General features: G+C 74.9%; 20 protein-coding genes. 15 read left to right on the top strand and 5 right to left on the bottom strand.

All coding sequences use genetic code 11. The features are described 5' to 3' along the window. Positions 1-61: 61 nt before the first annotated feature. Entirely contained in the window at positions 62-1,699 is a 1,638-nt protein-coding gene (locus ACF053_RS24840) for a PucR family transcriptional regulator (protein ID WP_391955969.1), read from the bottom strand. A gap of 305 nt (positions 1,700-2,004) precedes the next feature. Further along, a complete protein-coding gene (locus ACF053_RS24835; protein WP_391955968.1) occupies positions 2,005-3,807 on the bottom strand; it encodes a glycoside hydrolase family 15 protein in 1,803 nt (600 codons plus the stop codon). 532 nt (positions 3,808-4,339) lie between these two features. Between ACF053_RS24835 and ACF053_RS24830 the strand changes: the two genes are divergently transcribed. The 12 genes from ACF053_RS24830 (at position 4,340) to ACF053_RS24775 (ending at position 19,639) form a co-directional block, all read left to right on the top strand. Next, positions 4,340-5,989, top strand: a complete 1,650-nt coding sequence (locus ACF053_RS24830) for a CTP synthase (RefSeq protein WP_391955967.1) — start codon at positions 4,340-4,342, stop codon at positions 5,987-5,989. A 93-nt stretch (positions 5,990-6,082) separates the two neighbouring features. After that, a complete protein-coding gene (locus ACF053_RS24825) occupies positions 6,083-6,709 on the top strand; it encodes an NUDIX domain-containing protein (RefSeq protein ID WP_391955966.1) in 627 nt (208 codons plus the stop codon). 1,374 nt (positions 6,710-8,083) lie between these two features. Beyond that, positions 8,084-10,096 carry a tetratricopeptide repeat protein gene (locus ACF053_RS24820; protein WP_391955965.1) on the top strand — a complete coding sequence of 671 codons (2,013 nt, stop codon included), beginning with the start codon at positions 8,084-8,086 and terminating at the stop codon, positions 10,094-10,096. A 154-nt stretch (positions 10,097-10,250) separates the two neighbouring features. Next, on the top strand, positions 10,251-11,366 hold the full coding sequence (gene ald / locus ACF053_RS24815; RefSeq protein WP_058944415.1) for an alanine dehydrogenase: 1,116 nt from the start codon (positions 10,251-10,253) through the stop codon (positions 11,364-11,366). 385 nt (positions 11,367-11,751) lie between these two features. Then, complete coding sequence (locus ACF053_RS24810; RefSeq protein ID WP_079047396.1) at positions 11,752-12,924, top strand: ParA family protein; 1,173 nt, start codon at positions 11,752-11,754, stop codon at positions 12,922-12,924. After that, positions 12,909-13,433: a hypothetical protein gene (locus ACF053_RS24805; protein ID WP_391955964.1), complete on the top strand. Its 525-nt coding sequence runs from the start codon at positions 12,909-12,911 to the stop codon at positions 13,431-13,433. The genes ACF053_RS24810 and ACF053_RS24805 overlap by 16 nt, the downstream gene beginning before the upstream one ends. 575 nt (positions 13,434-14,008) lie before the next feature. Beyond that, entirely contained in the window at positions 14,009-15,076 is a 1,068-nt protein-coding gene (locus ACF053_RS24800; RefSeq protein ID WP_391955963.1) for a segregation and condensation protein A, read from the top strand. Between the two features lie 32 nt (positions 15,077-15,108). Next, a complete protein-coding gene (scpB, locus tag ACF053_RS24795) occupies positions 15,109-15,678 on the top strand; it encodes an SMC-Scp complex subunit ScpB (RefSeq protein ID WP_391955990.1) in 570 nt (189 codons plus the stop codon). Continuing rightward, the gene (locus tag ACF053_RS24790; RefSeq protein WP_391955962.1) at positions 15,678-16,862 is read left to right on the top strand and encodes a pseudouridine synthase; all 1,185 of its coding nucleotides are present in this window, start codon (positions 15,678-15,680) and stop codon (positions 16,860-16,862) included. Before scpB ends, ACF053_RS24790 begins: the two co-directional genes overlap by 1 nt. Before the next feature lie 210 nt (positions 16,863-17,072). Continuing rightward, the gene (locus ACF053_RS24785; RefSeq protein ID WP_391955961.1) at positions 17,073-17,846 is read left to right on the top strand and encodes an NUDIX hydrolase; all 774 of its coding nucleotides are present in this window, start codon (positions 17,073-17,075) and stop codon (positions 17,844-17,846) included. Continuing rightward, the gene (locus tag ACF053_RS24780) at positions 17,843-18,865 is read left to right on the top strand and encodes an ADP-ribosylglycohydrolase family protein (RefSeq protein ID WP_391955960.1); all 1,023 of its coding nucleotides are present in this window, start codon (positions 17,843-17,845) and stop codon (positions 18,863-18,865) included. The genes ACF053_RS24785 and ACF053_RS24780 overlap by 4 nt, the downstream gene beginning before the upstream one ends. Before the next feature lie 3 nt (positions 18,866-18,868). Continuing rightward, positions 18,869-19,639: a nucleotidyltransferase domain-containing protein gene (locus ACF053_RS24775; RefSeq protein ID WP_391955959.1), complete on the top strand. Its 771-nt coding sequence runs from the start codon at positions 18,869-18,871 to the stop codon at positions 19,637-19,639. Here the strand turns inward: ACF053_RS24775 and ACF053_RS24770 are convergent. The 3 genes from ACF053_RS24770 to ACF053_RS24760 are packed head-to-tail and all read right to left on the bottom strand — an operon-like array spanning position 19,559 to position 21,186. After that, positions 19,559-20,323 (bottom strand): nucleotidyltransferase domain-containing protein, encoded by a 765-nt coding sequence (locus tag ACF053_RS24770; RefSeq protein WP_391955958.1) that lies wholly within the window; start codon positions 20,321-20,323, stop codon positions 19,559-19,561. The two genes, ACF053_RS24775 and ACF053_RS24770, sit on opposite strands and share 81 nt — an antisense overlap. Positions 20,324-20,370: 47 nt before the next feature. After that, positions 20,371-20,805: a Rieske (2Fe-2S) protein gene (locus ACF053_RS24765; RefSeq protein ID WP_391955957.1), complete on the bottom strand. Its 435-nt coding sequence runs from the start codon at positions 20,803-20,805 to the stop codon at positions 20,371-20,373. Positions 20,806-20,850: 45 nt separating this feature from the next. Next, complete coding sequence (locus ACF053_RS24760) at positions 20,851-21,186, bottom strand: DUF952 domain-containing protein (RefSeq protein ID WP_391955956.1); 336 nt, start codon at positions 21,184-21,186, stop codon at positions 20,851-20,853. A 197-nt stretch (positions 21,187-21,383) separates the two neighbouring features. Between ACF053_RS24760 and ACF053_RS24755 the strand changes: the two genes are divergently transcribed. The 3 genes from ACF053_RS24755 (at position 21,384) to ACF053_RS24745 (ending at position 24,010) form a co-directional block, all read left to right on the top strand. Then, positions 21,384-22,469 carry a prephenate dehydrogenase gene (locus tag ACF053_RS24755; RefSeq protein WP_391955955.1) on the top strand — a complete coding sequence of 362 codons (1,086 nt, stop codon included), beginning with the start codon at positions 21,384-21,386 and terminating at the stop codon, positions 22,467-22,469. Between the two features lie 201 nt (positions 22,470-22,670). After that, on the top strand, positions 22,671-23,357 hold the full coding sequence (gene cmk / locus ACF053_RS24750) for a (d)CMP kinase (protein WP_391955954.1): 687 nt from the start codon (positions 22,671-22,673) through the stop codon (positions 23,355-23,357). Then, a complete protein-coding gene (locus ACF053_RS24745; protein ID WP_391955953.1) occupies positions 23,312-24,010 on the top strand; it encodes a lysophospholipid acyltransferase family protein in 699 nt (232 codons plus the stop codon). The genes cmk and ACF053_RS24745 overlap by 46 nt, the downstream gene beginning before the upstream one ends. The last annotated feature ends 33 nt before the right edge of the window (positions 24,011-24,043 follow it).

Genomic DNA, 24,043 nt, shown 5'->3' with positions numbered 1-24,043 from the left:
CGGACGGGTCCGGCGAGGCCGGGCCTGGGCCCGGGGCGGCCGGGGGCCGGGGCAGGGTCGGTCAGGGGGCGTGGCGGCGGGCCCGCAGGGCGAGCGAGAGGGCCAGGACGGTCTGCGGGTCGTCCAGGTCCGTACCGAGCAGCTCCGCGATGCGGGCGAGGCGGTTGTACAGCGTCTGGCGGTTCAGGTGCAGTTCCCGTGCCGTCTCCGCCTTGCGCCCGGCGTGCGCCAGGTACGTCTCCAGCGTCGGCAGCAGCGGGCTGCGGGAGCCCGCGTCGTGGGCCCGCAGCGGCCCGATCGCCCGGTCCACGAACGCCGCCAGCGCCGCCCCGTCGTGCCGGTGCAGCCGCCACAGCAGCAGATCGATGTCGAGGCGCCGCGCGTCGTGCCAGGGCCGCTCGGGCAGTCCCTGCGCGGCGGCGGCCGTCTCCGCGGCGTGCCGCAGTCCGGCGGAAGCCGCCGCCCAGCCGCCCGCCACGCCCACCACCACGGCCGGGGGCCGGCCGTCGGAGCGGTCCAGTCCGGCGCGCTCCGCACCGGCGCGCAGCGCGGCGGCCACCCGGTCGGCCACCGCCGTGCGCTCGGCCTCGTCCCGCAGACCCAGCAGCAGCGGCACCCGCCCCTCCACCGGGCGCACCCCCACCAGGACCGGCACCCCGACCTGCGACAGCTCCTCGGTCACCGCCCGGGCCAGCAGCGCCCAGCCACCGGCGGGGGAGTGCCCGGCGGTCAGCCGCATGACGACCGGAAGCAGCGGCCCGTCACCCGGCCGGAACCCGAGCACCCGGGCCTGTGCCGGCGCGTCCTCCGCCGGGACCCGTCCCTCCGCCAGGTCCGTCAGGAAGTCCCCGCGTCCCCGGGCGGCCAGCTCCTCCTCCTGCCGGGCCTGCATCAGCACGACGGCGAGGATGCCCGCCGCGCGCTCCGCCGCCATCCGGTGGACCGGCAGCAGCAGCCCCGCCACGGGCAGCAGCACCAGCCGGGCCCGCACCCCGCCCGGCCCCGGGGCGCCGCCCGGTCCGCCACCCGGCACGTCGACCAGCACCGAACCGGCGGGCAGCTCCCCGCCGCGCTGTCCGCGCAACCCCTCCCACACCTGCAACGGGTCGGCGCACGGCGTGCCCCCGTCGCCCTCGGCGGCGTACAGCAGCCGGCCGTCGGCGGCCTCCAGGAACACCGGGTTGCCCGCGAACGCGGCCAGGATGCGCAGGACGTGCGGTACGCCGCCACCCGCGAGGAGCGCCTCCGTGCAGCGCCGGTGCACCTCCTCGGCCCGCCGCAGCAGCGCGTAGTGGCCGTTGACGATCTCGGTGTGGACCTCCTCCGTCACCGAGACGAACGGCACCTCGCGGTGCAGCTGGACCAGCGGCATCCCGGCCGCCCGCGCGGTCTCCACGACCGCCCCGGGCAGCCGGGGGAAGCGCGCTCCGAGCTCCACGACCAGCGCGGCGATCCCGCGTTCCGCCAGCCGCCGCACGAACGCCCGCTGGTCGGCCGGGCGCGTCCCGATGCCGATGCCGGTCGTCAACAGCAGTTCGCCGCCCTTGAGCAGCGACGCGATGTTCGGCACCTCGCCGGCGTGCACCCACCGGACCGTGCGGTGCAGCCGGTCGGCGCCCGCGACGACCTCGGGGAGCCCGCCGCGCAGCACCGGCAGCTCCAGCGCCCGGCGCACGGTGATACCGCCCTGTTCCTCCATGGGGCCGGACGCTACCCGCGCCCGTGCCGCCACGGCAGCACCGGCGGGTGACGTCCCGTACCGGCCGCGGCAACTCACCGCGGGCGCCCGCCCCTTGACGGGGCCGGCCGGATGTGGCGTACGTCACTCCCGGAGCGTGCCGGCGGCTCGCCCCCGGAGCGGGAACCGCACCGGAGCGGGCCGTGTCCGGAGCGGGCCGGCCGCCGCACGGGCCGGCGCCCCGTCGTACCGTGCGGCGGTCGGCGCCCGCCCTGCCGGCCCCTGGGCGCCCCACGCGTCCGCCGTGCGGGCGCCGTGCGGACCCGTCAGCCGCCGTACGCGCCGCTCGCGGTCAGCCGCAGCGCCGTGTCGATCAGCGGCACGTGGCTGAACGCCTGCGGGAAGTTCCCGACCTGGCGCTGGAGCCGCGGGTCCCACTCCTCCGCGAGCAGCCCGAGGTCGTTGCGCAGGGCGAGCAGCTTCTCGAAGAGCTTGCGGGCCTCGTCGACCCGGCCGATCATCGCCAGGTCGTCCGCCATCCAGAACGAGCAGGCGAGGAACGCGCCCTCGTCGCCCGGCAGGCCGTCCACGCCCTCGTCGGAGCCCTGCGTCGGGTAGCGCAGGATGAAGCCGTCCTCCGTGGACAGCTCCCGCTGGATCGCCTCGATCGTGCCGATGACCCGCTTGTCGTCCGGCGGCAGGAAGCCCACCTGGGGGATGAGCAGCAGCGACGCGTCCAGCTCCTTGGAGCCGTACGACTGGGTGAAGGTGTTGCGCTCCGGGTCGTAGCCCCTCTCGCACACGTCCCGGTGGATCTCGTCGCGCAGCTCGCGCCAGCGGTCCAGCGGCCCGTCGGCGTCGCCCGACTCGATGAGCTTGATCGTGCGGTCGACGGCGACCCACGCCATGACCTTGGAGTGGACGAAGTGGCGGCGCGGGCCGCGCACCTCCCAGATGCCCTCGTCGGGCTCGGTCCAGTGCTTCTCCAGGTAGTTGATCAGCTTCAGCTGAAGGAGCGAGGCGTAGTCGTTGCGGGCCAGGCCGGTCATGTGCGCCAGGTGCAGGGCCTCGGTGACCTCGCCGTACACGTCCAGCTGGAGCTGGGCGGCGGCGCCGTTGCCGACGCGGACCGGGGCGGAGCCCTCGTAGCCGGGCAGCCAGTCCAGCTCGGCCTCGCCGAGCTCCCGCTCGCCCGCGATGCCGTACATGATCTGGAGGTTCTCGGGGTCGCCGGCGACCGCGCGCAGCAGCCACTCGCGCCAGGCGCGGGCCTCCTCGCGGTAGCCGGTGCGCAGCAGCGAGGAGAGCGTGATGGCGGCGTCCCGCAGCCAGGTGTAGCGGTAGTCCCAGTTCCGCACGCCGCCGATGTCCTCCGGCAAGGAGGTCGTCGGCGCCGCGACGATGCCGCCGGTCGGGGCGTACGTCAGGGCCTTCAGCGTGATCAGCGAGCGGATCACGGCCTCGCGGTAGGGGCCGCGGTAGGTGCAGTGGTCGACCCACTCCCGCCAGAAGTCGCTCGTCGCCGCCAGGGCCGCCTCGGGGTCCGGCAGCGGCGGCTGCGCGTGGTGCGAGGGCTGCCAGCTGATGGTGAAGGCGACCCGCTCACCGGGCGTGATGGTGAAGTCGGAGTACGTCGTGAGGTTCTCGCCGTGCGTCTCGCAGGCCGTGTCCAGCCACACCGAGTCCGGGCCGGCGACGGCGACCGTGCGGTTGTCGACCTTGTGGACCCACGGCACGATGCGGCCGTAGCTGAACCGCATCCGCAGCGACGAGCGCATCTTCACGCGGCCGCTGACGCCCTCGACGATCCGCACCAGCTGCGGCGCGCCGTCGCGGGGCGGCATGAAGTCCGTGATGCGGACGGTGCCGCGCGGTGTGTCCCACTCGGACTCGAGGATGAGCGAGTCGCCGCGGTAGTGGCGGCGGTCGGCGGCCGGGGGCTCGGCGCCCTCGGCGGGCACCGGACCGATCCGCCAGAATCCGTGCTCCTCGGTCCCGAGGATTCCTGCGAAGACGGCATGCGAGTCGAAGCGGGGCAGGCACAGCCAGTCGGCCGTGCCGTCCCGGCAGACCAGGGCAGCGGTCTGCATGTCTCCGATGAGTGCGTAGTCCTCGATGCGCCCGGCCACGTGCAATCTCCAGTCGAACGGCCACGTTCGCCCCGCGGGGCGCTTACTGGGGTCAGGGTCAAGGATCGTTGGCGCGAGGGTTCCCGGGCGACGGGCGGGGGTGGTGCCGTATGCGGGCCTGACTCGGCAACGGGTGTCCGAGCAGGATACGACGCGCCCGGGATCTCCGTGTGATCTTCCTGGTTGTGGGTGGTGGGACGGATGCCTGAACGAATGAGCCAGTACCCCGCTGTGCGCATCCATGCGGATCGGCGCGTGTCATCTGGCCGCCATCCGTTCCGCACACACCCGCACCCAGCCGAACGGTACCGAACAATGGCCGGTTCATGGGTGCCGCGTGGCCGGAACGCGGTCCTCCTTCGGCGCTGATACCCTGGTAGCCCGTGGACCGGTGGGCGCCGCAGAACCAATCGGCGGCCCCCGATACCGCAGCGACGGCACCCCCGGAGACCTCGGGTTTCTTCCCTCGGTCCTCCGGATCGGACGCCGGTACGCACCTCCAGACCGCGACCACGGGAGCCCCCTCTTGGCCATGCCGCCCAAATCCACGACGACCAAGCACATCTTCGTCACCGGGGGTGTCGCGTCCTCCCTCGGCAAGGGCCTGACCGCCTCCAGCCTGGGTGCGCTCCTCAAGGCCCGGGGCCTTCGGGTCACGATGCAGAAGCTCGACCCGTACCTCAACGTCGACCCGGGCACGATGAACCCCTTCCAGCACGGTGAGGTGTTCGTCACCAACGACGGCGCCGAGACCGACCTGGACATCGGCCACTACGAGCGGTTCCTCGACGTCGACCTCGACGGCTCGGCCAACGTCACCACCGGCCAGGTCTACAGCCAGGTCATCGCCAAGGAGCGGCGCGGCGAGTACCTCGGCGACACCGTCCAGGTCATCCCGCACATCACCAACGAGATCAAGCACCGCATCCGCCGCATGGCGGCCGACGACGTCGACGTCGTCATCACGGAGGTCGGCGGCACCGTCGGCGACATCGAGTCGCTGCCGTTCCTGGAGACCGTCCGCCAGGTCCGCCACGAGGTCGGCCGGGACAACGTCTTCGTGGTGCACATCTCGCTGCTGCCCTACATCGGCCCCTCGGGCGAGCTGAAGACCAAGCCCACCCAGCACTCCGTGGCCGCCCTGCGCAACATCGGCATCCAGCCCGACGCGATCGTGCTGCGCGCCGACCGCGACGTGCCGACGGCCATCAAGCGCAAGATCTCGCTCATGTGCGACGTCGACGAGGCGGCCGTGGTCGCGGCCATCGACGCCAAGTCGATCTACGACATCCCGAAGGTGCTGCACACCGAGGGCCTCGACGCGTACGTCGTGCGCAAGCTCGACCTGCCGTTCCGCGACGTCGACTGGACGACGTGGGACGACCTGCTGGACCGCGTGCACAACCCGGACCACGAGGTCACGGTCGCGCTCGTCGGCAAGTACATCGACCTGCCCGACGCCTACCTGTCGGTGACGGAGGCCATGCGCGCCGGCGGCTTCGCCAACAAGGCCCGCGTCAAGGTCAAGTGGGTCACCTCCGACGACTGCAAGACCGAGGCCGGCGCCGCCCAGCAGCTCGGCGACGTCGACGCGATCGTCATCCCCGGCGGCTTCGGCGAGCGGGGCGTCAACGGCAAGGTCGGCGCGATCCGGTACGCCCGCGAGAACCGCGTCCCGCTGCTCGGCCTCTGCCTCGGCCTGCAGTGCATCGTCATCGAGGCCGCGCGCAACCTCGCCGGCATCCCCGACGCGAACTCCACCGAGTTCGACGCCGCGACCTCCCACCCCGTCATCTCGACGATGGAGGAGCAGCTGGCGTACGTCGAGGGTGCGGGCGACCTCGGCGGCACCATGCGCCTGGGCCTGTACCCGGCGAAGCTCGCCGAGGGCTCCGTCGTCCGCGAGGCCTACGGCGACCAGCCGTACGTCGACGAGCGCCACCGCCACCGCTACGAGGTGAACAACGCCTACCGCGCGGAGCTGGAGAAGAAGGCCGGCATCGTCTTCTCCGGCACCTCCCCGGACAACAAGCTCGTCGAGTACGTCGAGTACCCGCGCGAGGTGCACCCCTACCTCGTCGCCACGCAGGCCCACCCCGAGCTGCGGTCCCGGCCGACCCGGCCGCACCCGCTCTTCGCGGGCCTGGTGAAGGCGGCCGTGGAGCGCAAGACGGGCAAGTGACGCGCTAGCGATACGGTGACCGGGGTACGGGCCTGATCAGGGCACGTGCCCCGGTTTTTCGTGTACGCCCGTGTAAGAGGGAGGACGTCTTCCATGACCATCCAGGACACGCCCGAGGAGTGGCAGGTCACCGCGACCTCGACCCCCTTCCGGGGGAACAAGACCAGTGTCCGCACCGACGACGTGGTCATGCCGGACGGCACGGTCGTGGGCCGCGACTACCAGGTCCACCCCGGTTCGGTCGCGGTCCTCGCCCTCGACGACGAGGACCGCGTCCTCGTGCTGCGCCAGTACCGCCACCCCGTCCGCCACAAGCTCTGGGAGATCCCGGCGGGCCTGCTGGACGTCCCCGGGGAGAACCCCCTGCACGCCGCCCAGCGCGAGCTGTACGAGGAGGCCCACGTCAAGGCGGAGGAGTGGCACGTCCTCACCGACGTGTACACCACGCCGGGCGGCTGCGACGAGGCGGTACGGATCTTCCTCGCCCGCGGGCTGTCCGAGGCGGAGGGCGTCCGCTTCGAGGTAGCCGAGGAGGAGGCCGACATGGAGCTGGCCCGCGTACCGCTGACCGAGCTCGCGCGCGGGGTGCTCGCGGGCGAACTCCACAACAACTGCCTCGTCGTCGGTGTCCTGTCGGTCCTGGCCGCCCGTGCGGGTGACGGCTTCGAGGCGCTGCGGCCCGCCGAGGCCCCGTGGCCGGCCCGGCCCTTCCCCGCGTGACGCGTGGCACCGGTGTGACGATCAGCTGATCCGATCGGGCGATGTACGGGCCGTGCCCAGCACCGCGGGCGCCCGGCGCTGAACTACGCTCGGAGCACCCGCTCGGGGACCCGGCGGGACCAGCTCGTGCGCAGGCGGACGGGAGCGTGACCCGTGACGGATCAGGCGGTGAACATCGGCGGAGCCGAGCGGCCCGGGAAGGCCGGCGCCACGCCGGCGGACGCCGGACGCCGCGCCCTCCCCGACGCACCGCCCGCCCCCGCGGCCCCCGTGACCCGGGGCGAGCCCGCGCCACGGGCCGACGCCACGGGTCCGTCCGGGTCCACCGGGCCGTCCCGGGCCTCCGGGGCTCCCGGCGTCTCCGGGCCGTCCGGTGCCTCCAGTGCTTCCGGGGTCTCCGGTGCCACGGGCCAGACCGCCCCCTCCGGGCCCACCGGACAGTGTGGTCCCGCAGGTCCCTCCGACCCCACCGACTCCTCCCGGTCCGGGGTCTCCGGTCCAGCCCGCGCCCCCCGTTCCGCCACGCGTGACGTCACCCCCCTCCCCGAGCCGGCCCGCCCCGGCGCCGACCGCCCGGAGCCGGGGCGTCCGGAGTCGGACCGTCCGGAGTCGGCGTCGGGGAGGTCGGGCGCCGGCCGCCCCGATCGGGGCCGTCCCGCCGTGGCACCGGAGCCCGGCCGTCCGGGCAGCGGGCGGCCCGAGGAGGGTCGCCCCGGTACGGCCCTCCCCGAGCCGGGCCGCCCTGTGAAGGGTCGCCCCGAAGCCCCCCGTCCCCGGAACGACCGGTCGGAGCCGCCCCGCCCTGGCGCCGGCCGCTCCGAGTCGGACCGTCCTGGCGCCGGTCGGCGGGAGTCGCCCCGTTCCGGCGCTGACCGCTCCGAGCCGCTCCGTCCCGGCGTCGACCGCCTGGAGTCGGACCGTCCGGGCGCCGATCGCCTGGAGCCGCCCCGTTCCGGCGCCGGCCGCTCCGAGCCGCTCCGTCCCGGCGTCGACCGCCTGGAGTCGGACCGTCCGGGCGCCGATCGCCTGGAGCCGCCCCGCACTGGCGCCGGCCGCTCCGAGCCGGCCCGCCCCGGCGTCGGCCGCCCGGAGCCGGGGCGTCCGGAGTCGGACCGTCCCGACATCGGCCGCTCGGAGTCGGAGCGCTCCGAGAGGGGTCGTCCCCGGGGCGGCCGCGTCGAGTCAGGTGGTTTCGCGGCCGGGCGCTCCGAGCCGGGCCGTCCGGGCGCCGGGGGCTTCGAGCCGTCGCGCCCCGACGGCGGGCCCTGCGAGCCCGGCCGCCCGGGTGCCGGGCCCGCCCCGGCCGGCCCGGCACCCGGGCGGGCCGGGGCGGGGCAGACCGGGGCGCCGCGGTTCCTCGGGCGGGAGCTGGAGATGAAGGCGCTGCGGGCGGACATCTCGCGCGCGGGCCTCGACACGCTGGCCGGGCGCAAGGTGCCCCGCGCCCGGATCCTGCTCATCGCCGGGCGGCCCGGCTCCGGCCGTACCGCGCTCGCCGAGGAGCTGGCGCGGGACCTCGCGCGCGGTTACCCCGACGGCGTCCTGCGGGCCCGGCTGAGCGAGCCGGGCGGGGAGCCCGTGCCGGTGGAGCGCGTCGCCCGGGGCCTGCTGGAGGACGTGGGCGTCGTCGCGCCCGCCGGGGCCGACGAGGACGAGGTCGGGGGCCTGCTGCGGGCGACCCTGAGGGACCGCCGCGTCCTGCTCCTGCTGGACGACGCGGCCGACGCCGAGCAGGTGGACGCGCTGCTGCCGGAGAACCCCCGCTGCCTCGTCGTCGCCGTCGCCCGGGGCCCCCTCACCGGCATCCCGGACGTCCGCCCCTGCACCGTGGGCGGACTGGACGTGAAGGCCGCCGTGGAACTGCTCGACGGGTACGCGGGCTCCGTCCGCATCACCGTCGACCCGCAGGCCGCCGAGACGCTCACCGAGCTGTGCGCGGGCCAGCCCGCCGCCCTCCTCCTGGCGGGCGGCTGGCTCGCCGCCCACCCGGGCGCCTCCGTCGCGGACCTCGCCAAGCGGCTGCGGTCCGTCCCGCACGACGACGGCCGCCCCGTGGCCCTCCGCCCCCTCGCCGGGGCCTTCCGCCTCGCCTACGAGGCGCTGCCCGCGTCGGGTGCCCGCGGCCTGCGCCTGCTCGCCCTGGCGCCGCTGGGCCTGGCCGACCCGCAGACCCTGTCGGCGCTGGCGGGGTGCTCGGTGTCGAGCGCCGCGTCGATGCTGGAGGGGTTCACGGCGCGCGGCCTCGTGCGGCGGGCGCACGACGGGCAGTACGAGCTGCCCGGCTGCCTGGTGCCCTTCCTACGGGAGCGGCTCGACGCCGAGGACCGGCCCGCCGAGGTGCAGCTGGCCCGCGCGCGCATGCTGGAGCGGACCGTACGGCTCCTCCACTCCTGCCGTGCGGTCACCGAGCCGGAGGGGTCGCCCGCCCGCCGCCGCCTTGCCGGGCTGCCCCGCGCCCTGCGCTTCCCCCACCGCGCGGCCGCCGCCGAGTGGCTGGGCCTGCGCGAACCGGTCCTGATGGCCTCCGCGCGCGCCGCCGTCGCCGACGGCGAGCTGGACACCCTGGCCAGGCGCCTGATCGCCGCCCTGGTCCGGGCCCTTGCCGCGCACCGGGGCACCGAGGACGCGGCGCCCCGGCTGTACGGCCTGCACCAGCTGGTCCTGGGGGTGGCCGAGCGGCGGGGCCTGCACCGGGAGCGCGCCGCCGCCCTGCTGAACCTCGCAGACCTGGACGCCGGCACGGGCCGCACCCGGGACGCGCTGGTCCGCTACCGGGAGGCGCTGGACGCCGGCCGGCTGGCGAACGACCCGTACGCGACCGGTCGCGCCATGGAATCCGTAGGCGGCGCCCACCAGGAGCTGGGCGACTGGCAGCGGGCCGCCGACTGGTACGGCCGGGCACTCGCCCAGCGTCTCGCCCGCGACGAGCGGGCCGACCAGGCGCGGCTGTACGGCAGGCTCGGCGCCGTCCACACGTACGCCGGCCGGTACGGCGAGGCGCTGCGCAACTGGCGCGCGGCGGCGGCCGGTTACCGGAGGCTGGGCGATGTCCCGGGCCACGCGCGGGCGTTGAGCGAGGCGGCCAGGGTGCAGGAGTACGCGGGCCGGCCCCAGGAGTCCCTGCGCACCTGCGAGGAGGCGGTGGAGTGGGCGCGCCGCGCCGGCGACGTCCGGCTCCACGCGGCGCTGCGGTTGCGGCTGGCCGACACCCTCGACCGGCTCGGCGACCCGGCCGCGGCCCGGCTGCACCGCACGGCGGCCGAGAGGCTCCTCGGGCCGGGCGGACTCGCCGCCCCGACGGGTCCCGCAGGTCAGGGCGGTCCTGGCAACCTCCGGGAGCCCGCACCCCCAGCCTGCGAAATCCGTAGTCGTTCCGAAAAAAATTAATGCTTTGTAAGGCTAGACACGGGGAAGTCCTTCATTAGACTGGGTCCGCTGCGATTAACCGCGGTGTGCCCCGCTGCGTCCCGGTACGCACGGGTATGTATCGCTGTAGAGCGCTTCACCCCCAATACCCCTGAGTCAAGGACCGTGATCGACGATGAAGGTCGGCATCCCCCGCGAGGTCAAGAACAACGAGTTCCGCGTGGCCATCACCCCCGCCGGCGTGCACGAGCTCGTCCGCAACGGCCATGAGGTCGTCGTCGAGCAGAACGCCGGCGCCGGCTCGTCGATCACGGACGCCGAGTACGTGGCCGCCGGCGCGCGGATCCTCCCCACCGCCGACGAGGTCTGGGCCACCGCCGACCTGCTGCTGAAGGTCAAGGAGCCCATCGCCGAGGAGTACCACCGCCTCCGCAAGGACCAGACCCTCTTCACCTACCTGCACCTCGCCGCGTCCCGCGAGTGCACGGACGCCCTGCTGGAGTCCGGCACCACCGCCATCGCGTACGAGACGGTCGAGCTCGCCAACCGCGCGCTGCCGCTGCTCGCCCCGATGTCCGAGGTCGCGGGCCGGCTGGCCCCGCAGGTCGGCGCCTACCACCTGATGCGCGCGGCCGGGGGCCGCGGTGTGCTGCCGGGCGGCGTCCCGGGCGTCACCCCCGCCAAGGCCGTCGTCATCGGCGGCGGCGTCTCCGGCTGGAACGCCACGCAGATCGCCGTCGGCATGGGCTTCGACGTCACCCTGCTCGACCGCGACATCAACAAGCTGCGCGAGGCCGACAAGATCTTCGGTACGAAGGTCAAGGCCGTGATGTCCAACTCCTTCGAGCTGGAGAAGGCCGTCCTCGACGCCGACCTCGTCATCGGCGCCGTCCTCATCCCGGGCGCCAAGGCCCCGAAGCTGGTCACCAACGAGCTGGTGTCCCGGATGAAGCCCGGAAGTGTCCTTGTCGACATCGCGATCGACCAGGGCGGCTGCTTCGAGGACTCCCGCCCCACCACGCACGCCGAGCCGACCTTCCCGGTGCACGGCTCGGTCTTCTACTGCGTCGCCAACATGCCGGGCGCGGTGCCCAACACCTCCACCAACGCCCTGACGAACGCCACGCTGCCGTACATCGTCTCGCTCGCCAACAACGGCTGGGTCGAGGCGCTGCGCCGCGACCCCGCGCTGGCCAGGGGCCTCAACACCCACGACGGCAAGGTCGTCTACCGGGAGGTCGCCGAGGCGCACGGCCTCGACCACGTCGAGATCGACACCCTCATCGGCTGACGTCCCGCCCGACCGTCCCCGCTGTCCCCGCCGCCCCGCCCGGCGGACCCGGCGCGGCGGGGTCAACGGAGGTCGTCAACCTCACGCACCCGGCCGGACCTCGCCCGACGAGGTCCGGCCGGACGTGTGTCCGCTCGCACGCACGACCCGGTGCAACTCGCCTCGAACGTAACCCTTGAACCGATTCGCGCCCCCGCGAAACGCGCGGATCGGCGGTCGCGCGCCCTTGACAGAAGGGGGTTCGCCCGCCGACACATCCCGCCGCGTCCGGCCGATTGTGTTGCTGCGGAGCGGTGACACGCCATAGAGTCGCCAACCGTCGGCATGGTGCCACGCTGACCTATCGATAAGTTTCCTGGTCACGTCCAAGGAGGTAAGACGACTTGTGAATGAGTCGACATTTACTCCCGGGGCCGCCCAACCAGGGACGCCTGCGGCGGCCCACGGTGGCCCGCCGTCCGGATTCGAGGCCGTCGGCTCCGTCGCTGTCCGAACCTTCGCGACGCACCAGCACATGACGACACCCCACACGATGAAGATGATGGACGGCCAACACGTGAACGCCATGGCCGGCAACGAGAGTGGCCGAGAGTCCACCCACTTCGCCGCCTACGACGAGCTGCCCGAGGGGCACTTCTACGACCCCGACGCCGAGTACGAGCCGGACCCGGAGTACGCGGCCACACTCGCGCCCGACGCCGCCCGGCAGCGCCGCGAGCGGATCGGCCCGACCGGGCGGCCCCTGCCGTACTTCCCGATCCCGGGCCCCCTCACCGAGCACGGCCCCGCGAAGATCATCGCGATGTGCAACCAGAAGGGCGGCGTGGGCAAGACCACGTCGACCATCAACCTGGGCGCAGCGCTGGCGGAGTACGGCCGGCGGGTGCTGCTCGTCGACTTCGACCCGCAGGGCGCGCTCTCGGTCGGCCTCGGGGTCAACCCGATGGAACTCGACCTGACGGTCTACAACCTGCTCATGGAGCGGGGCATGTCGGCGGACGAGGTCCTCCTCAAGACCGCCGTGCCCAACATGGACCTGCTGCCGAGCAACATCGACCTCTCGGCCGCCGAGGTGCAGCTGGTCAGCGAGGTCGCGCGCGAGTCCACGCTCCAGCGCGCCCTGAAGCCGCTGCTCCAGGACTACGACTACATCGTGATCGACTGTCAGCCCTCGCTCGGCCTGCTCACGGTCAACGCGCTGACGGCGGCGCACAAGGTGATAGTGCCGCTCGAGTGCGAGTTCTTCGCGCTGCGCGGCGTCGCGCTGCTGACCGAGACCATCGAGAAGGTCCAGGAGCGCCTGAACCCCGAGTTGGAGCTCGACGGCATCCTCGCCACCATGTACGACTCGCGGACGGTGCACAGCCGCGAGGTCCTCGCGCGGGTGGTGGAGGCCTTCGACGACCACGTCTACCACACCGTCATCGGCCGTACCGTGCGCTTCCCGGAGACCACGGTCGCCGGCGAGCCGATCACCACGTACGCCTCGAACTCGGTCGGCGCGGCCGCCTACCGCCAGCTCGCCAGGGAGGTGCTCGCCCGGTGTCACGCCGAGTGAGTCTTCCCGGTGCCGACGAGCTGTTCCGTACGACCGGGGGCATGGCGCTGCAGGCGTCGACCCCCCGGCGCCAGACCCCGGGGGAGCCCCGGGTGCCCGGCCAGGCCGGCGAGCAGACCCCGCCCTCCGACGAGCACGCCGCGACGGCGGCGGGCGAGCCCGAGCCCGACCGGCCGCCGCGCGCCCGGGCGTCGGCGGACGAGCCGGAGGGCGGCCCCGGAGCCGCGGCCAAGGCGGCGAAGGCCGCGGCCGCGCCGGCCGCCCGGCGGGGGCGCCGCTCCCCGAGCCGCCGGCCGAGCGGGCGGGAACGCCACGACGAGAAGATCACCGTCTACGTCTCCGCCGAGGAACTGATGGACCTGGAGCACGCGCGCCTGGTTTTGCGCGGCGAGCACGGGCTGGCCGTGGACCGCGGGCGCATCGTCCGCGAGGCCGTCGCGGTCGTCCTGGCGGACCTGGAGTCCCGGGGGGACGCGAGCATCCTGGTACGCCGCCTGCGCGGCCGCTGAGCCCCGCCCCGCGCGCGTACGGCGCCGTCCGGCGCCCGCGCCGGGGTAGCCTTCGGGCCGCTGCCCCCGCTCGTCCCTGGACCACGATGCCCCCGAACGATCCGCCCGACGCGCCCCGCCGGCGCCGCCTCCTCGGCCGCGGCCCGGGCGCGCCGCCCCCGGCCGACGCCGCCGGGCCCCTCGCGGGCCCCCGGTCCGGCGCGGGCGGCGCGGGTCCGTCGGGCGCGGACGCGGGGCCTGCCACCGGCCCCGGGGAGGCCGGCGAGGCGGGGGAGGGCTCCACCACGTCGTCCGACACGCCGCAGGGGCCGCCCGTCACTTCCCGGGACACGCCGCCCTCGCGGCCCGTCGCGCCCCGGCCCGCGCCCGACACGCCGCACCACCCCGCCACCCCGCCCCGCAACGCGCCGGGAACGCCCGCAGAGACGCCGGAAACGCCCTCAGGCGCGTCGGAGACGCCCGCAAACGGGCCGGCCGCCCCTGACGGGGTCACGGCCGCTACCGAGGTGCCCACGGCCGCTTCCCGCGCGTCCACCGCGGCTCGGGACGCGTCCACGGGCGCGCCGGGCGCGCCCGTGACAGCCGTTGGTACGTCCGCGACGGCGCCGGGCACGTCCGCGACGGCGCCGGGCACGTCCGCGACGGCGCCGGGTACGTCCGCGGCGGCGCCTCTCGTCTCCTCCGACGCGACCACCGCCCCCACCGCCGCCGCGCCCCTCGACGCCCCCGCCGCACCCCCCGCGTCTTCGGACGCGGCCCCCTCCGACGCGTCCGTCCCGCCCGCCGCGCCCCCGCCCCCCTCCGCGCCCCCCGCGGCGGCGCCCGCCCCGCCCGGCGGGCGCACGGAGGCAGGGGCCGCCGAGGCGGGCGGGCGGTTCACCGTGCGGCTGGCCAACTTCGAGGGGCCCTTCGACCTGCTGCTCCAGCTGATCTCCCGGCACCGGCTGGACGTCACCGAGGTCGCCCTGTCGAAGGTCACCGACGAGTTCATGGCGCACATCCGCGCCATGGGGCCCGACTGGGACCTCGACCAGACCACCGAGTTCCTCGTCGTGGCCGCCACGCTGCTCGACCTCAAGGCCGCCCGGCTGCTGCCCGCCGCCGAGGTGGAGGACGAGGCCGACCTCGCCCTGCTGGAGGCGCGGGACCTGCTCTTCGCGCGCCTCCTCCAGTACCGCGCGTACAAGCGGGTCGCCGAGATCTTCAGCGAGCGGCTGGAGAGCGAGGGGCGGCGGTACCCCCGCACCGTCGGACTGGAGCCGCACCACGCGGAGCTGCTGCCGGAGGTGGTCATCAGCGTGGGCGCCGAGCGGTTCGCCCGGCTGGCCGTCAAGGCGATGCAGCCGAAGCCCAGGCCGCAGGTGTACGTCGAGCACATCCACGCCCCGCTGGTCAGCGTCCGGGAGCAGGCCGGCGTGGTCGTCGCCCGGCTGCGGGAGCGCGGTGAGGTCAGCTTCCGGGAGCTGGCCGAGGACGCCCCGGACACCCTCACCGTCGTCGCCCGGTTCCTCGCCCTGCTGGAGCTGTACCGGGAGAAGGCCGTCGCCCTGGAGCAGGAGGACGCCCTCGGGGAGCTCACCGTGCGGTGGACGGGCGGGGACGGTGTCGCCGTGACCGACGAGTTCGACCAGGAGGAGACGTGACGGAGCTCAAGCCGGCCCTGGAGGCCGTCCTCATGGTCGTGGACGAGCCCGCGACCGAGGAGCACCTCGCGAAGGTGCTGGACCGCCCGCGCCGCGAGGTCGCCGACGCGCTGCGGGAGCTGGCCGACGAGTACGACGTCCAGCGGCGCGGCTTCGAGCTGCGGCTCGTCGCCGGGGGGTGGCGGTACTACACCCGGCCCGAGTACGCGGAGGCCGTCGAGGACTTCGTCCTGGACGGGCAGCAGGCCCGGCTCACCCAGGCCGCGCTGGAGACCCTGGCGGTCGTCGCGTACCGCCAGCCGGTGAGCCGGTCGAGGGTCTCGGCGGTGCGCGGGGTGAACTGCGACGGCGTGATGCGGACCCTCCTCCAGCGGGGCCTGGTCGAGGAGGCGGGCACGGAACCCGAAACAGGTGCGATCCTGTACAGGACGACGAACCACTTCCTGGAGCGGATGGGCCTGCGCGGCCTGGACGAGCTCCCCGAGCTCGCGCCCTTCCTCCCCGAGGCGGACGCGATCGAGGCGGAGACGCAGGAGGGGGTCCCGTCGTTCGATCCGGACGCACCGGACTCCGAGCACGCAGACGACAAGACGGAACTTTGATGCGAAGCAGCAGCGGCAGGAACAGCAGCGGAAACAACGGCGGGAGCCGTGGTGGCAACAGCGGCGGCCGCGGCAGCAGCGGCGGCCGTGGCGCCTCCGGCGGCGGTGGCGGCGGTGGCCGTCCCGGTGGCGGTGGCCGCGGCGGCAGTGGCGGCGGTGGCGGCTACCGGGGTGCCGGTGGCGGCCGCGACGACCGGAGCAAGGGCGCGAGCAACCCCCGCCGCCCCCGCCCCGAGGAGCGGACCTACGACGTGGGCGCCCCCGGCGAGGCCGGCCCCAAGCGCGGGCGCGGCGCGGCGGCCCGGGGCGGCGCCAAGGGCGGCCCGCGCCAGTCGCCGCAGCGCGGTGGCGGCCGCACCGTACCGGCCCGCCCGCGCGAGCTCGACGCGCGGATCGAGGAGCGCAACCGCGAGCGGTACGCGAACAAGCCCCAGATCAAGACGCCCAAGACGTTCGGTGACGAGGAGGGGGAGCGCCTGCAGAAGGTGCTCGCCCGCGCCGGCGTGGGTTCGCGGCGGGCCTGCGAGGAGCTGATCGACGCCGGCCGCGTCGAGGTCAACGGCGAGATCGTCATCGAACAGGGCACGCGCGTCGACCCGGAGAAGGACGAGATCAAGGTCGACGGCCTCACGGTCGCCACCCAGTCGTACCTTTTCTTCGCGCTGAACAAGCCCGCCGGTGTCGTCTCCACGATGGAGGACCCCGACGGCCGGCAGTGCCTCGGCGACTACGTCACCAACCGCGAGACGCGCCTCTTCCACGTCGGGCGGCTCGACACCGAGACCGAGGGCATCATCCTGCTCACCAACCACGGTGAGCTGGCCCACCGCCTCACGCACCCCAAGTACGGCGTGAAGAAGACGTACCTGGCCGCCATCACCGGCCCCCTCCCGCGCGACGTGGGCAAGCGGCTCAAGGACGGCATCCAGCTGGAGGACGGCTACGCCCGCGCCGACCACTTCCGGGTCGTCGAGCAGACCGGCAAGAACTACCTGGTCGAGGTGGTGCTGCACGAGGGCCGCAAGCACATCGTGCGCCGCATGCTCGCCGAGGCGGGCTTCCCGGTCGAGAAGCTGGTGCGGACCGCGTTCGGCCCGATCCAGCTCGGCGACCAGAAGTCGGGCTGGCTGCGCCGTCTGACCAACACCGAGGTCGGCATGCTCATGAAGGAGGTCGGCCTCTGATCCGGTGGCGCCGAGCCACCTGACCCTGCGGTCCACCACCCCGTCGAAGCCCGCGGCCCCCGGCCGCGGGCTTCCGCGTTCCCGTGGCGAGGCGCTTGTGGGCCGCACGCCCACGCTTTATAGTCATGCTGACTCTTAAGGGGTCGGTGGTCACCGCTCCCCCGGGAGTCGGCAGAGCACCACCCGCGCACCCACCCGTCCGGAGCGGAGATGCAGGACCAGCAGCCCGAGGGATACGACCCGCGCGCCTTCGCGCCGTTCGCCGTCACCGTCGACCTCGCCGTCTTCACCGTCCGGGACGGACGGCTCCACGTCCTGCTCGTCCGGCGCGGGCAGGAGCCCCACGCCGGTCGCTGGGCCCTTCCCGGCGGCTTCGTCCTGCCCCACGAGTCCGCCGAGCAGGCCGCCCGACGCGAACTCGCCGAGGAGACCGGGCTGTCCGACGCCACCGCCGCCGGCCTCCACCTGGAACAGCTGGCCACCTACAGCGACCCCCACCGCGACCCCCGGATGCGGGTCGTCTCCGTCGCGTACACCGCCCTCGTCCCCGACCTGCCCGAGCCGCGCGGCGGCGGCGACGCCGCGCACGCCCAGTGGCTGCCCCACGGCGCGCACGGGCCCTCCCCGGCCCCCGGCCCGGTGGACCGCCCGCCGGCCGCGCTCGCCTTCGACCACGACACGATCCTCGCCGACGCCCACCGACGCGTGGGCGCCAAGCTGGAGTACACCTGTCTCGCCACCGCCTTCTGCCCGCCCGAGTTCACCCTCGGCGAGCTGCGGCAGGTGTACGAGACGGTCTGGGGCGTCACGCTCGACCGCCCCAACTTCCGGCGCAAGGTCCTCGCCACCCCCGGCTTCGTCCGGGCCGTGGACGGGCCGCCGCGCCTCACCGGCGGACGGGGGAAGCCGGCCGCCCTCTACCGGGCGGGGCCGGCCACCGTGCTCCACCCGCCACTGCTGCGACCGGAAGGACGGACCGGATGACCACCCCGAGGACCCTCACCAAGCAGGCCGCCACCGGCTCCCTCGTCGGGCTCGCGCTCGGCGACGCGCTGGGCTTCCCGACCGAGTTCGACGACGTCCCCGCGATCCTCGCGACGTACGGCCCCTGGCGGGAGATGGCCCTGCCGGCGCCCGCGTTGGTCACCGACGACACGCAGATGACCCTCGCCGTGGCCCGCGCCGTCCGCACGGCCCTCGACCGCGGCGCGCTCGCCCCGCAGTCGCTGACCGGCCCGCTGCGCGAGGAGTTCGTCACCTGGTACCACGCGCCGGACAACGACCGCGCCCCCGGCCGCACCTGCCTCGTCGCCTGCGAACTGCTCGACGGCGACCGGCCCTGGCAGGAGGCGAGCCGGATCGACTCCAAGGGATGCGGAGCCAACATGCGCGTCGCCCCGATCGGCCTCGTCCCGGGGATCGACGAGGAGCAACGCGCCGGCGCCGCCCAGCTGCAGGCCGCCCTCACCCACGGCCACCCCACCGCGCTCGCCGCCGCCGACCTCACCGCGCACGCCGTGCACCTGCTGTCCCGCGGCACCGAACCACTCGGGCTCGTCGGACGGCTGCGTTCGTACGCGTACGACAACCGCTCCCGCTACCACCACCGGTGGCTCGGCGACCTGTGGACCCGGTCCCGGGACCGGACGCCGCAGGCGTACGCCGAACGCGGCTGGGACGAGTGCCTCGCCGCCCTGACCCGGCTCGACACGGCCCTGCGCGACGCCCATCCCGAGACCGACCCCTGCCTGCTCACCGGCGACGGCTGGATCGCCGAGGAGGCGCTCGCCACCGCCCTGCTGTGCTTCCTGCTCTTCCCCCAGGAGCCGCTCGCCGCCCTGCGCCGCGCCGCCTGCACCCGCGGCGATTCCGACTCCCTCGCCTGCCTGGCGGGCGCCTTCGCCGGCGCGCACCTGGGCGCCGGGGCGTGGCCGCGGGAGTGGGCGGACCGGATCGAGCACGGAAGTGAACTGCTGAGCCTGGGCAGTCTCTGGGACGCTTAGGCCATGACCGATCTCCTGCAACTCCCCGACCTGGCCCCCGTCGTGGCCGAGCAGCCCGACCCGCTGCTCTTCGCCACCGTCTCCGGCGCCCACCTCTACGGATTCCCCTCCCGTGACTCGGACGTGGACCTGCGCGGCGTGCACCTGCTGCCGGTGGACGCGCTGATAGGGCTGCGCGAGCCGGAGGAGACCCGCTCCAGGACCTGGGACCGGGACGGCGTGGAGATGGACCTCGTCACGCACGACCTGCGCAAGTTCGTCCGGCTGATGCTGCGCCGCAACGGCTACGTGCTCGAACAGCTCCTGTCGCCGCTGGTGGTGCACACCACCGCGCTGCACGCCGAACTCGCCGCCCTCGCGCCCGACGTGGTCACCACCCACCACGCCCACCACTACCGGGGCTTCGCCTGCACCCAGTGGCGGCTGTTCGAGAAGAACGCCGAACTCAAACCGTTGCTGTACACCTTCCGCACCCTGCTCACCGGCATCCACCTGATGCGGTCCGGCGAGGTCGTGGCGCACCTGCCCACGCTCCTCGACACGGTGGGGGAGGCCCCCGCCTACCTGCCGGAGCTGATCGCCGCCAAGGCGGAGGCCGAGCACGGGCCGGCGACCGGTGTCGACCAGGCCCGCCTCGCCGAGGACGTCGAGGTGCTCCACGGCGCCCTCGACGCCGCGCAGCGGGCGTCGCGGCTACCGGACTCCCCGTCCGGGGCCCACGACGCGCTGCACGCCCTCGTCGTACGGGCCCGCCTCCACGGCCCGCAGGGCTGAACGCAGCCGCACCCGGTAGAGGAAGTCCCCGATCCGGGCCCGGTCCGGCTCGGGCGGGAGCGGTGACGACGGGAGCGCGGCGTCCGCCTCGCTCCCGAGGCGGGTCATCCACGACTCCACCTCGGGCCAGGGGACCTCGCCGCGCTTCACCGCGAGGAGCCGTTCGCGCAGGTCCCCGGCGTCCACGACGAGCTGACCGGTGCGCAGCAGGTCGCGGCAGCTGCCGAGCAGCCGCAGCAGGTGCATGGCGTGCTTCCAGCGGGGCGCGCCGTGCTGCCGGACGTCCGCGTCGATCTTGCGGCGCTGGGCCAGCGCGTACCGGGCGAAGCTGTCGTACGCCCGCCGGGACAGGAAGGCGTCGCGCAGCGACAGCAGCTCCCGTCCCGTGTCGTCGGCGTACTCGACCAGGGGCGAGTGCAGGCACTCCAGGACGTTGGGGTTGCTGCGCAGGGCGAGCTCGCAGAACCTCTCCAGTTCCCAGCTGAACTGCTCCGGCGCCGGGCCGTCCACGTGCGTGGGCGGCTTGTCCAGGCGCCACTGGAGCGGCGTGGGTGCCACGAACACGCCTCGGCGGTCCGTGTCGCTCCCCGCGGTGGCCAGGCCGAAGGCCCGCGACCCCATGACGCAGGAGTAGACGGTGTGGTCGCGTACCAGTTCTTCCGGCGTGACGGGCTGCCCAGACATGGCCATGACCCTACGGGGTCCCCGCCCGGGGTACCGCCGCCCCGTGGTCAGCCCGGCCGGACGTCGCCCCCGGCCACGGTGATCCGGCGGGCCGGCGGCGGCCGCTTCGCCGGGCCGGCGGCGACGGACCCGTCGGTGACGCGGAACCGGCCGGCGTGGCACGGGCAGACGATCAGCCCGTCGGCCACGGACCCGACCGTGCAGCCCTGGTGGGCGCCGCAGACCGCGGAGAAGGCCCGGAACCCGTCCTCGACCGGCTGCGTCACCACGACCTTCTCGGCCGCGACGACCGTGCCGCCGACGACCGTGCCGCCGCCGACCGGGACGTCGGCGGTCGAGGCGACCACCTTCCCGGCCGGCCCGCCGTCGTCACCGCAGGCCGCCGCGAGGGCGGGGGTCGCCGCCGGGGTGAGCGTGCCGGTGAGGACCGTGCGGCGGCGGAGCGCGGAGGCGCGCGACGGCTCAGGAGGAGAGGGGTGCATACGGGCATCCCGGGACGTACCGCACGGGACCCGGAGCCGACACCCCTACGCCCGGGGAACGAGTTCCCGCGCCTCCCCGTCCGTGCCCCGCCGCACCTCCAGGACCGCCGTGACGGCCGCCCGCTCCAGCGGACCGTACACGTGCGGGAACACACCCGTCCCCGACTCCTCCCAGCGGACCTCGGCCGTCAGCCGCTCCTCGTCGACGGCCAGCGCCAGCAGCGTGCCCGGCACGTCCCGGTAGTGCGCGCCGGCCACGGCCAGCGCCCCGGCGGCGTCGGCGGAGCAGTGCACGAAGCCCTCCCGGGCCAGGGACGCGGGTCGGTACGGCAGGCCGGGGTCGGCGGCCCACTCCGCCAGGGGCACGACGTGGAAGATCATGCGGACAGTCTCGCCCCTCGGCGGGGCCCGGCGGCACCGGACGACCTTGACTAGGCTGAACGCGCAGCCGTCCACGCGACCGTCCCTCCCGCAGCCGTACCCGCGCGGCCCCACCCGGAGCCGCCGCACCCCCGGCGGCTCCGCCGCCGTCGCCCACTCCGTCCCCGCCGCCACCTCCGTCACAAGGACACCGCCCAGTGAGAACCGCAGTCGTCATCGGAACCGGGCTGATCGGCACCTCGGTCGCCCTCGCCCTCACCGACCGGGGCGTGACCGTCCACCTCGTCGACCACGACCCGTCCCGGGCCCGCACCGCGGCCGCCCGCGGCGCGGGTACGGACGCCCCGCCCGAGGGCCCCGTCGACCTCGCCGTGGTGGCCGTGCCGCCGGCCCGCGTGGCGGGCACGCTCGCCGACGCCATGCGCGCCGGCACGGCCCGCGGCTACCTCGACGTGGCCAGCGTCAAGGGCGGCCCGCTGCGCGAGCTGGAGGCCCTGGGCGCCGACCTCTCCGCCTACATCGGGACGCACCCCATGTCCGGCAAGGAGCAGTCCGGTCCGCTGGCCGGCAGCGGCGACCTCTTCGAGGGCCGCCCCTGGGTCCTCACCCCCACCCGGGACACCGACACCGAGGTGCTCAACCTCGCCCTGGAGCTGGTCGCGCTCTGCCGGGCCGTCCCCGTCGTGATGGACGCCGACGCCCACGACCGGGCCGTCGCCCTGGTGTCGCACACGCCGCAGCTGGTCTCCTCGATGGTCGCCGCCCGCCTGGAGGAGGCCGAGGAGACGGCCGTGCGCCTCTGTGGGCAGGGCATCCGCGACGTCACCCGCATCGCCGGGTCCGACCCGCGCATGTGGGTCGACATCCTCTCGGCGAACCCCGGCCCGGTCGCCGACGTCCTCGCGGCGCTCGCCGCCGACCTGGACGGGGCCGTCCGCGCGCTGCGCGCCCTGCAGTCCCCGGACGGCGACGAGCGCCGCAAGGGCGTCACCGGCGTCGAGGACGTCCTGCGCCGGGGCAACACCGGCCGCGACCGCGTCCCCGGCAAGCACGGCACGGCCCCGGCCGCGTACGAGACGGTGGCCGTCCTCATCAGCGACCAGCCCGGCGAGCTGGCCCGCATCTTCGCCGACGCCGGCAAGGCCGGCGTCAACGTCGAGGACGTCCGCATCGAGCACGCCACCGGGCAGCAGGCGGGCGTGGTGCAGCTGATGGTCGCCCCGGCCGCCGCGCCGCCCCTCGCGGCGGCCCTGCGGGAGCGCGGCTGGGCCCTGCGCCAGTAGCGCCGCACGGGGACGGCCCCGCGGCGGCCCCGGCGCCCGGGCCGCCGCGCACGGCCGCCGCAACGTCGCACGGCTCGCGCGGGCCGCCGCGGGGCCGCCGCGGAGGCGGCCGGCAGCGGGTGCGAGGAGTGGCGGGGACAGTCGGTAACCTTGTGGCGGGCCCTCGGCAACCGGCCGGCCCCGCTCCCCGCACCCAGGAAGGTGTCCGACACCGTGGAATCCGTGATCGTCGCCATCGACGGCCCCTCCGGCACGGGCAAGTCGAGCACCTCGAAGGCCGTCGCGGCCAAGCTCGGCCTCAGCTACCTGGACACCGGCGCCCAGTACCGGGCGATCACCTGGTGGATGATCTCCAACGGGATCGACGTGAACGACGCCGCCGCCGTGGCCGACGCCTCCGGCAAGCCGGTCATCCTCTCCGGTACGGACCCGTCGCACCCGACGATCACCGTCGACGGCGTGGACGCCTCGGGCCCGATCCGCACCCAGGAGGTCACCTCGGCCGTGAGCGCCGTGAGCGCCGTCCCCGAGGTGCGCTCCCGGATCACCGAGCTCCAGCGGTCCATCGCGGCCTCCGCCCCCCTCGGCATCGTCGTCGAGGGCCGCGACATCGGCACCACCGTCCTCCCCGACGCCGACCTGAAGATCTTCCTCACCGCGTCCGCGGAGGCCCGCGCGGCCCGCCGCGCCGGCGAGCTGAAGGGCGCGGACGTCGCCGCCACCCGGGAGGCGCTCGTCAGGCGGGACGCCGCCGACTCCAGCCGCAAGACCTCCCCCCTCGCCAAGGCCGACGACGCTGTCGAGGTGGACACCACTGACCTGACGCTCCAGCAGGTCGTCGAGTGCGTCGTCACCCTCGTGGACGAGCGGAGGGCGGGCGCCCAGTGACCCCGTCGGCCAAGGGCGCCGCCGTCGGGCGGGGCATCGGCATCGGCCTGATGTACGGGCTGTGGAAGCCCCGCGTGCTGGGCGCCTGGCGCGTGCCGGCCGCGGGCCCCGTCATCCTCGCCGTCAACCACGCCCACGCCCTCGACGGCCCCATGCTCATGGGCACCGCCCCCCGGCCCGTCCACTTCCTGATCAAGCAGGAGGCGTTCGTCGGGCCGCTCGGCCCGTTCCTGGAGCGCATCGGGCAGCTGAAGGTGGACCGCTCGTCCGCCGACCGCACCGCCATCACCGGCGCCCTGGACGTCCTGGCCGCCGGCGGCGTCCTCGGCATCTTCCCGGAGGGCACCCGCGGCGAGGGGGACTTCGCCTCGCTGCGCGCCGGCCTCGCCTACTTCGCCGTACGCTCCGGAGCGCCGATCGTCCCGGTCGCCGTCCTGGGAAGCAGCGAGCGGCGGGGACGGTTGGTGAAGGGGCTGCCCCCGCTGCGCGGCCGCGTCGACGTCGTCTTCGGCGACCCCTTCGAGGCCGGCGACGGCAGCGGACGCCGCACCCGCCGGGCCCTGGACGAGGCCACCGTACGCATCCAGGATCGGCTCACCGCCCACCTGGAAAACGCCAGGCGCCTCACCGGGCGCCGAGCGACACTCGAGTAGTGAGCCGGGGGCCCACCGCCTCCCCTCACCGAC

Origin of the sequence: Streptomyces kanasensis (assembly GCF_043077165.1) — a bacterium.
Taxonomy (GTDB): domain Bacteria; phylum Actinomycetota; class Actinomycetes; order Streptomycetales; family Streptomycetaceae; genus Streptomyces; species Streptomyces changanensis.
The sequence above is the reverse complement of the archived record's forward strand: the minus strand, read 5'-3'. Positions and strand labels throughout refer to the sequence as shown.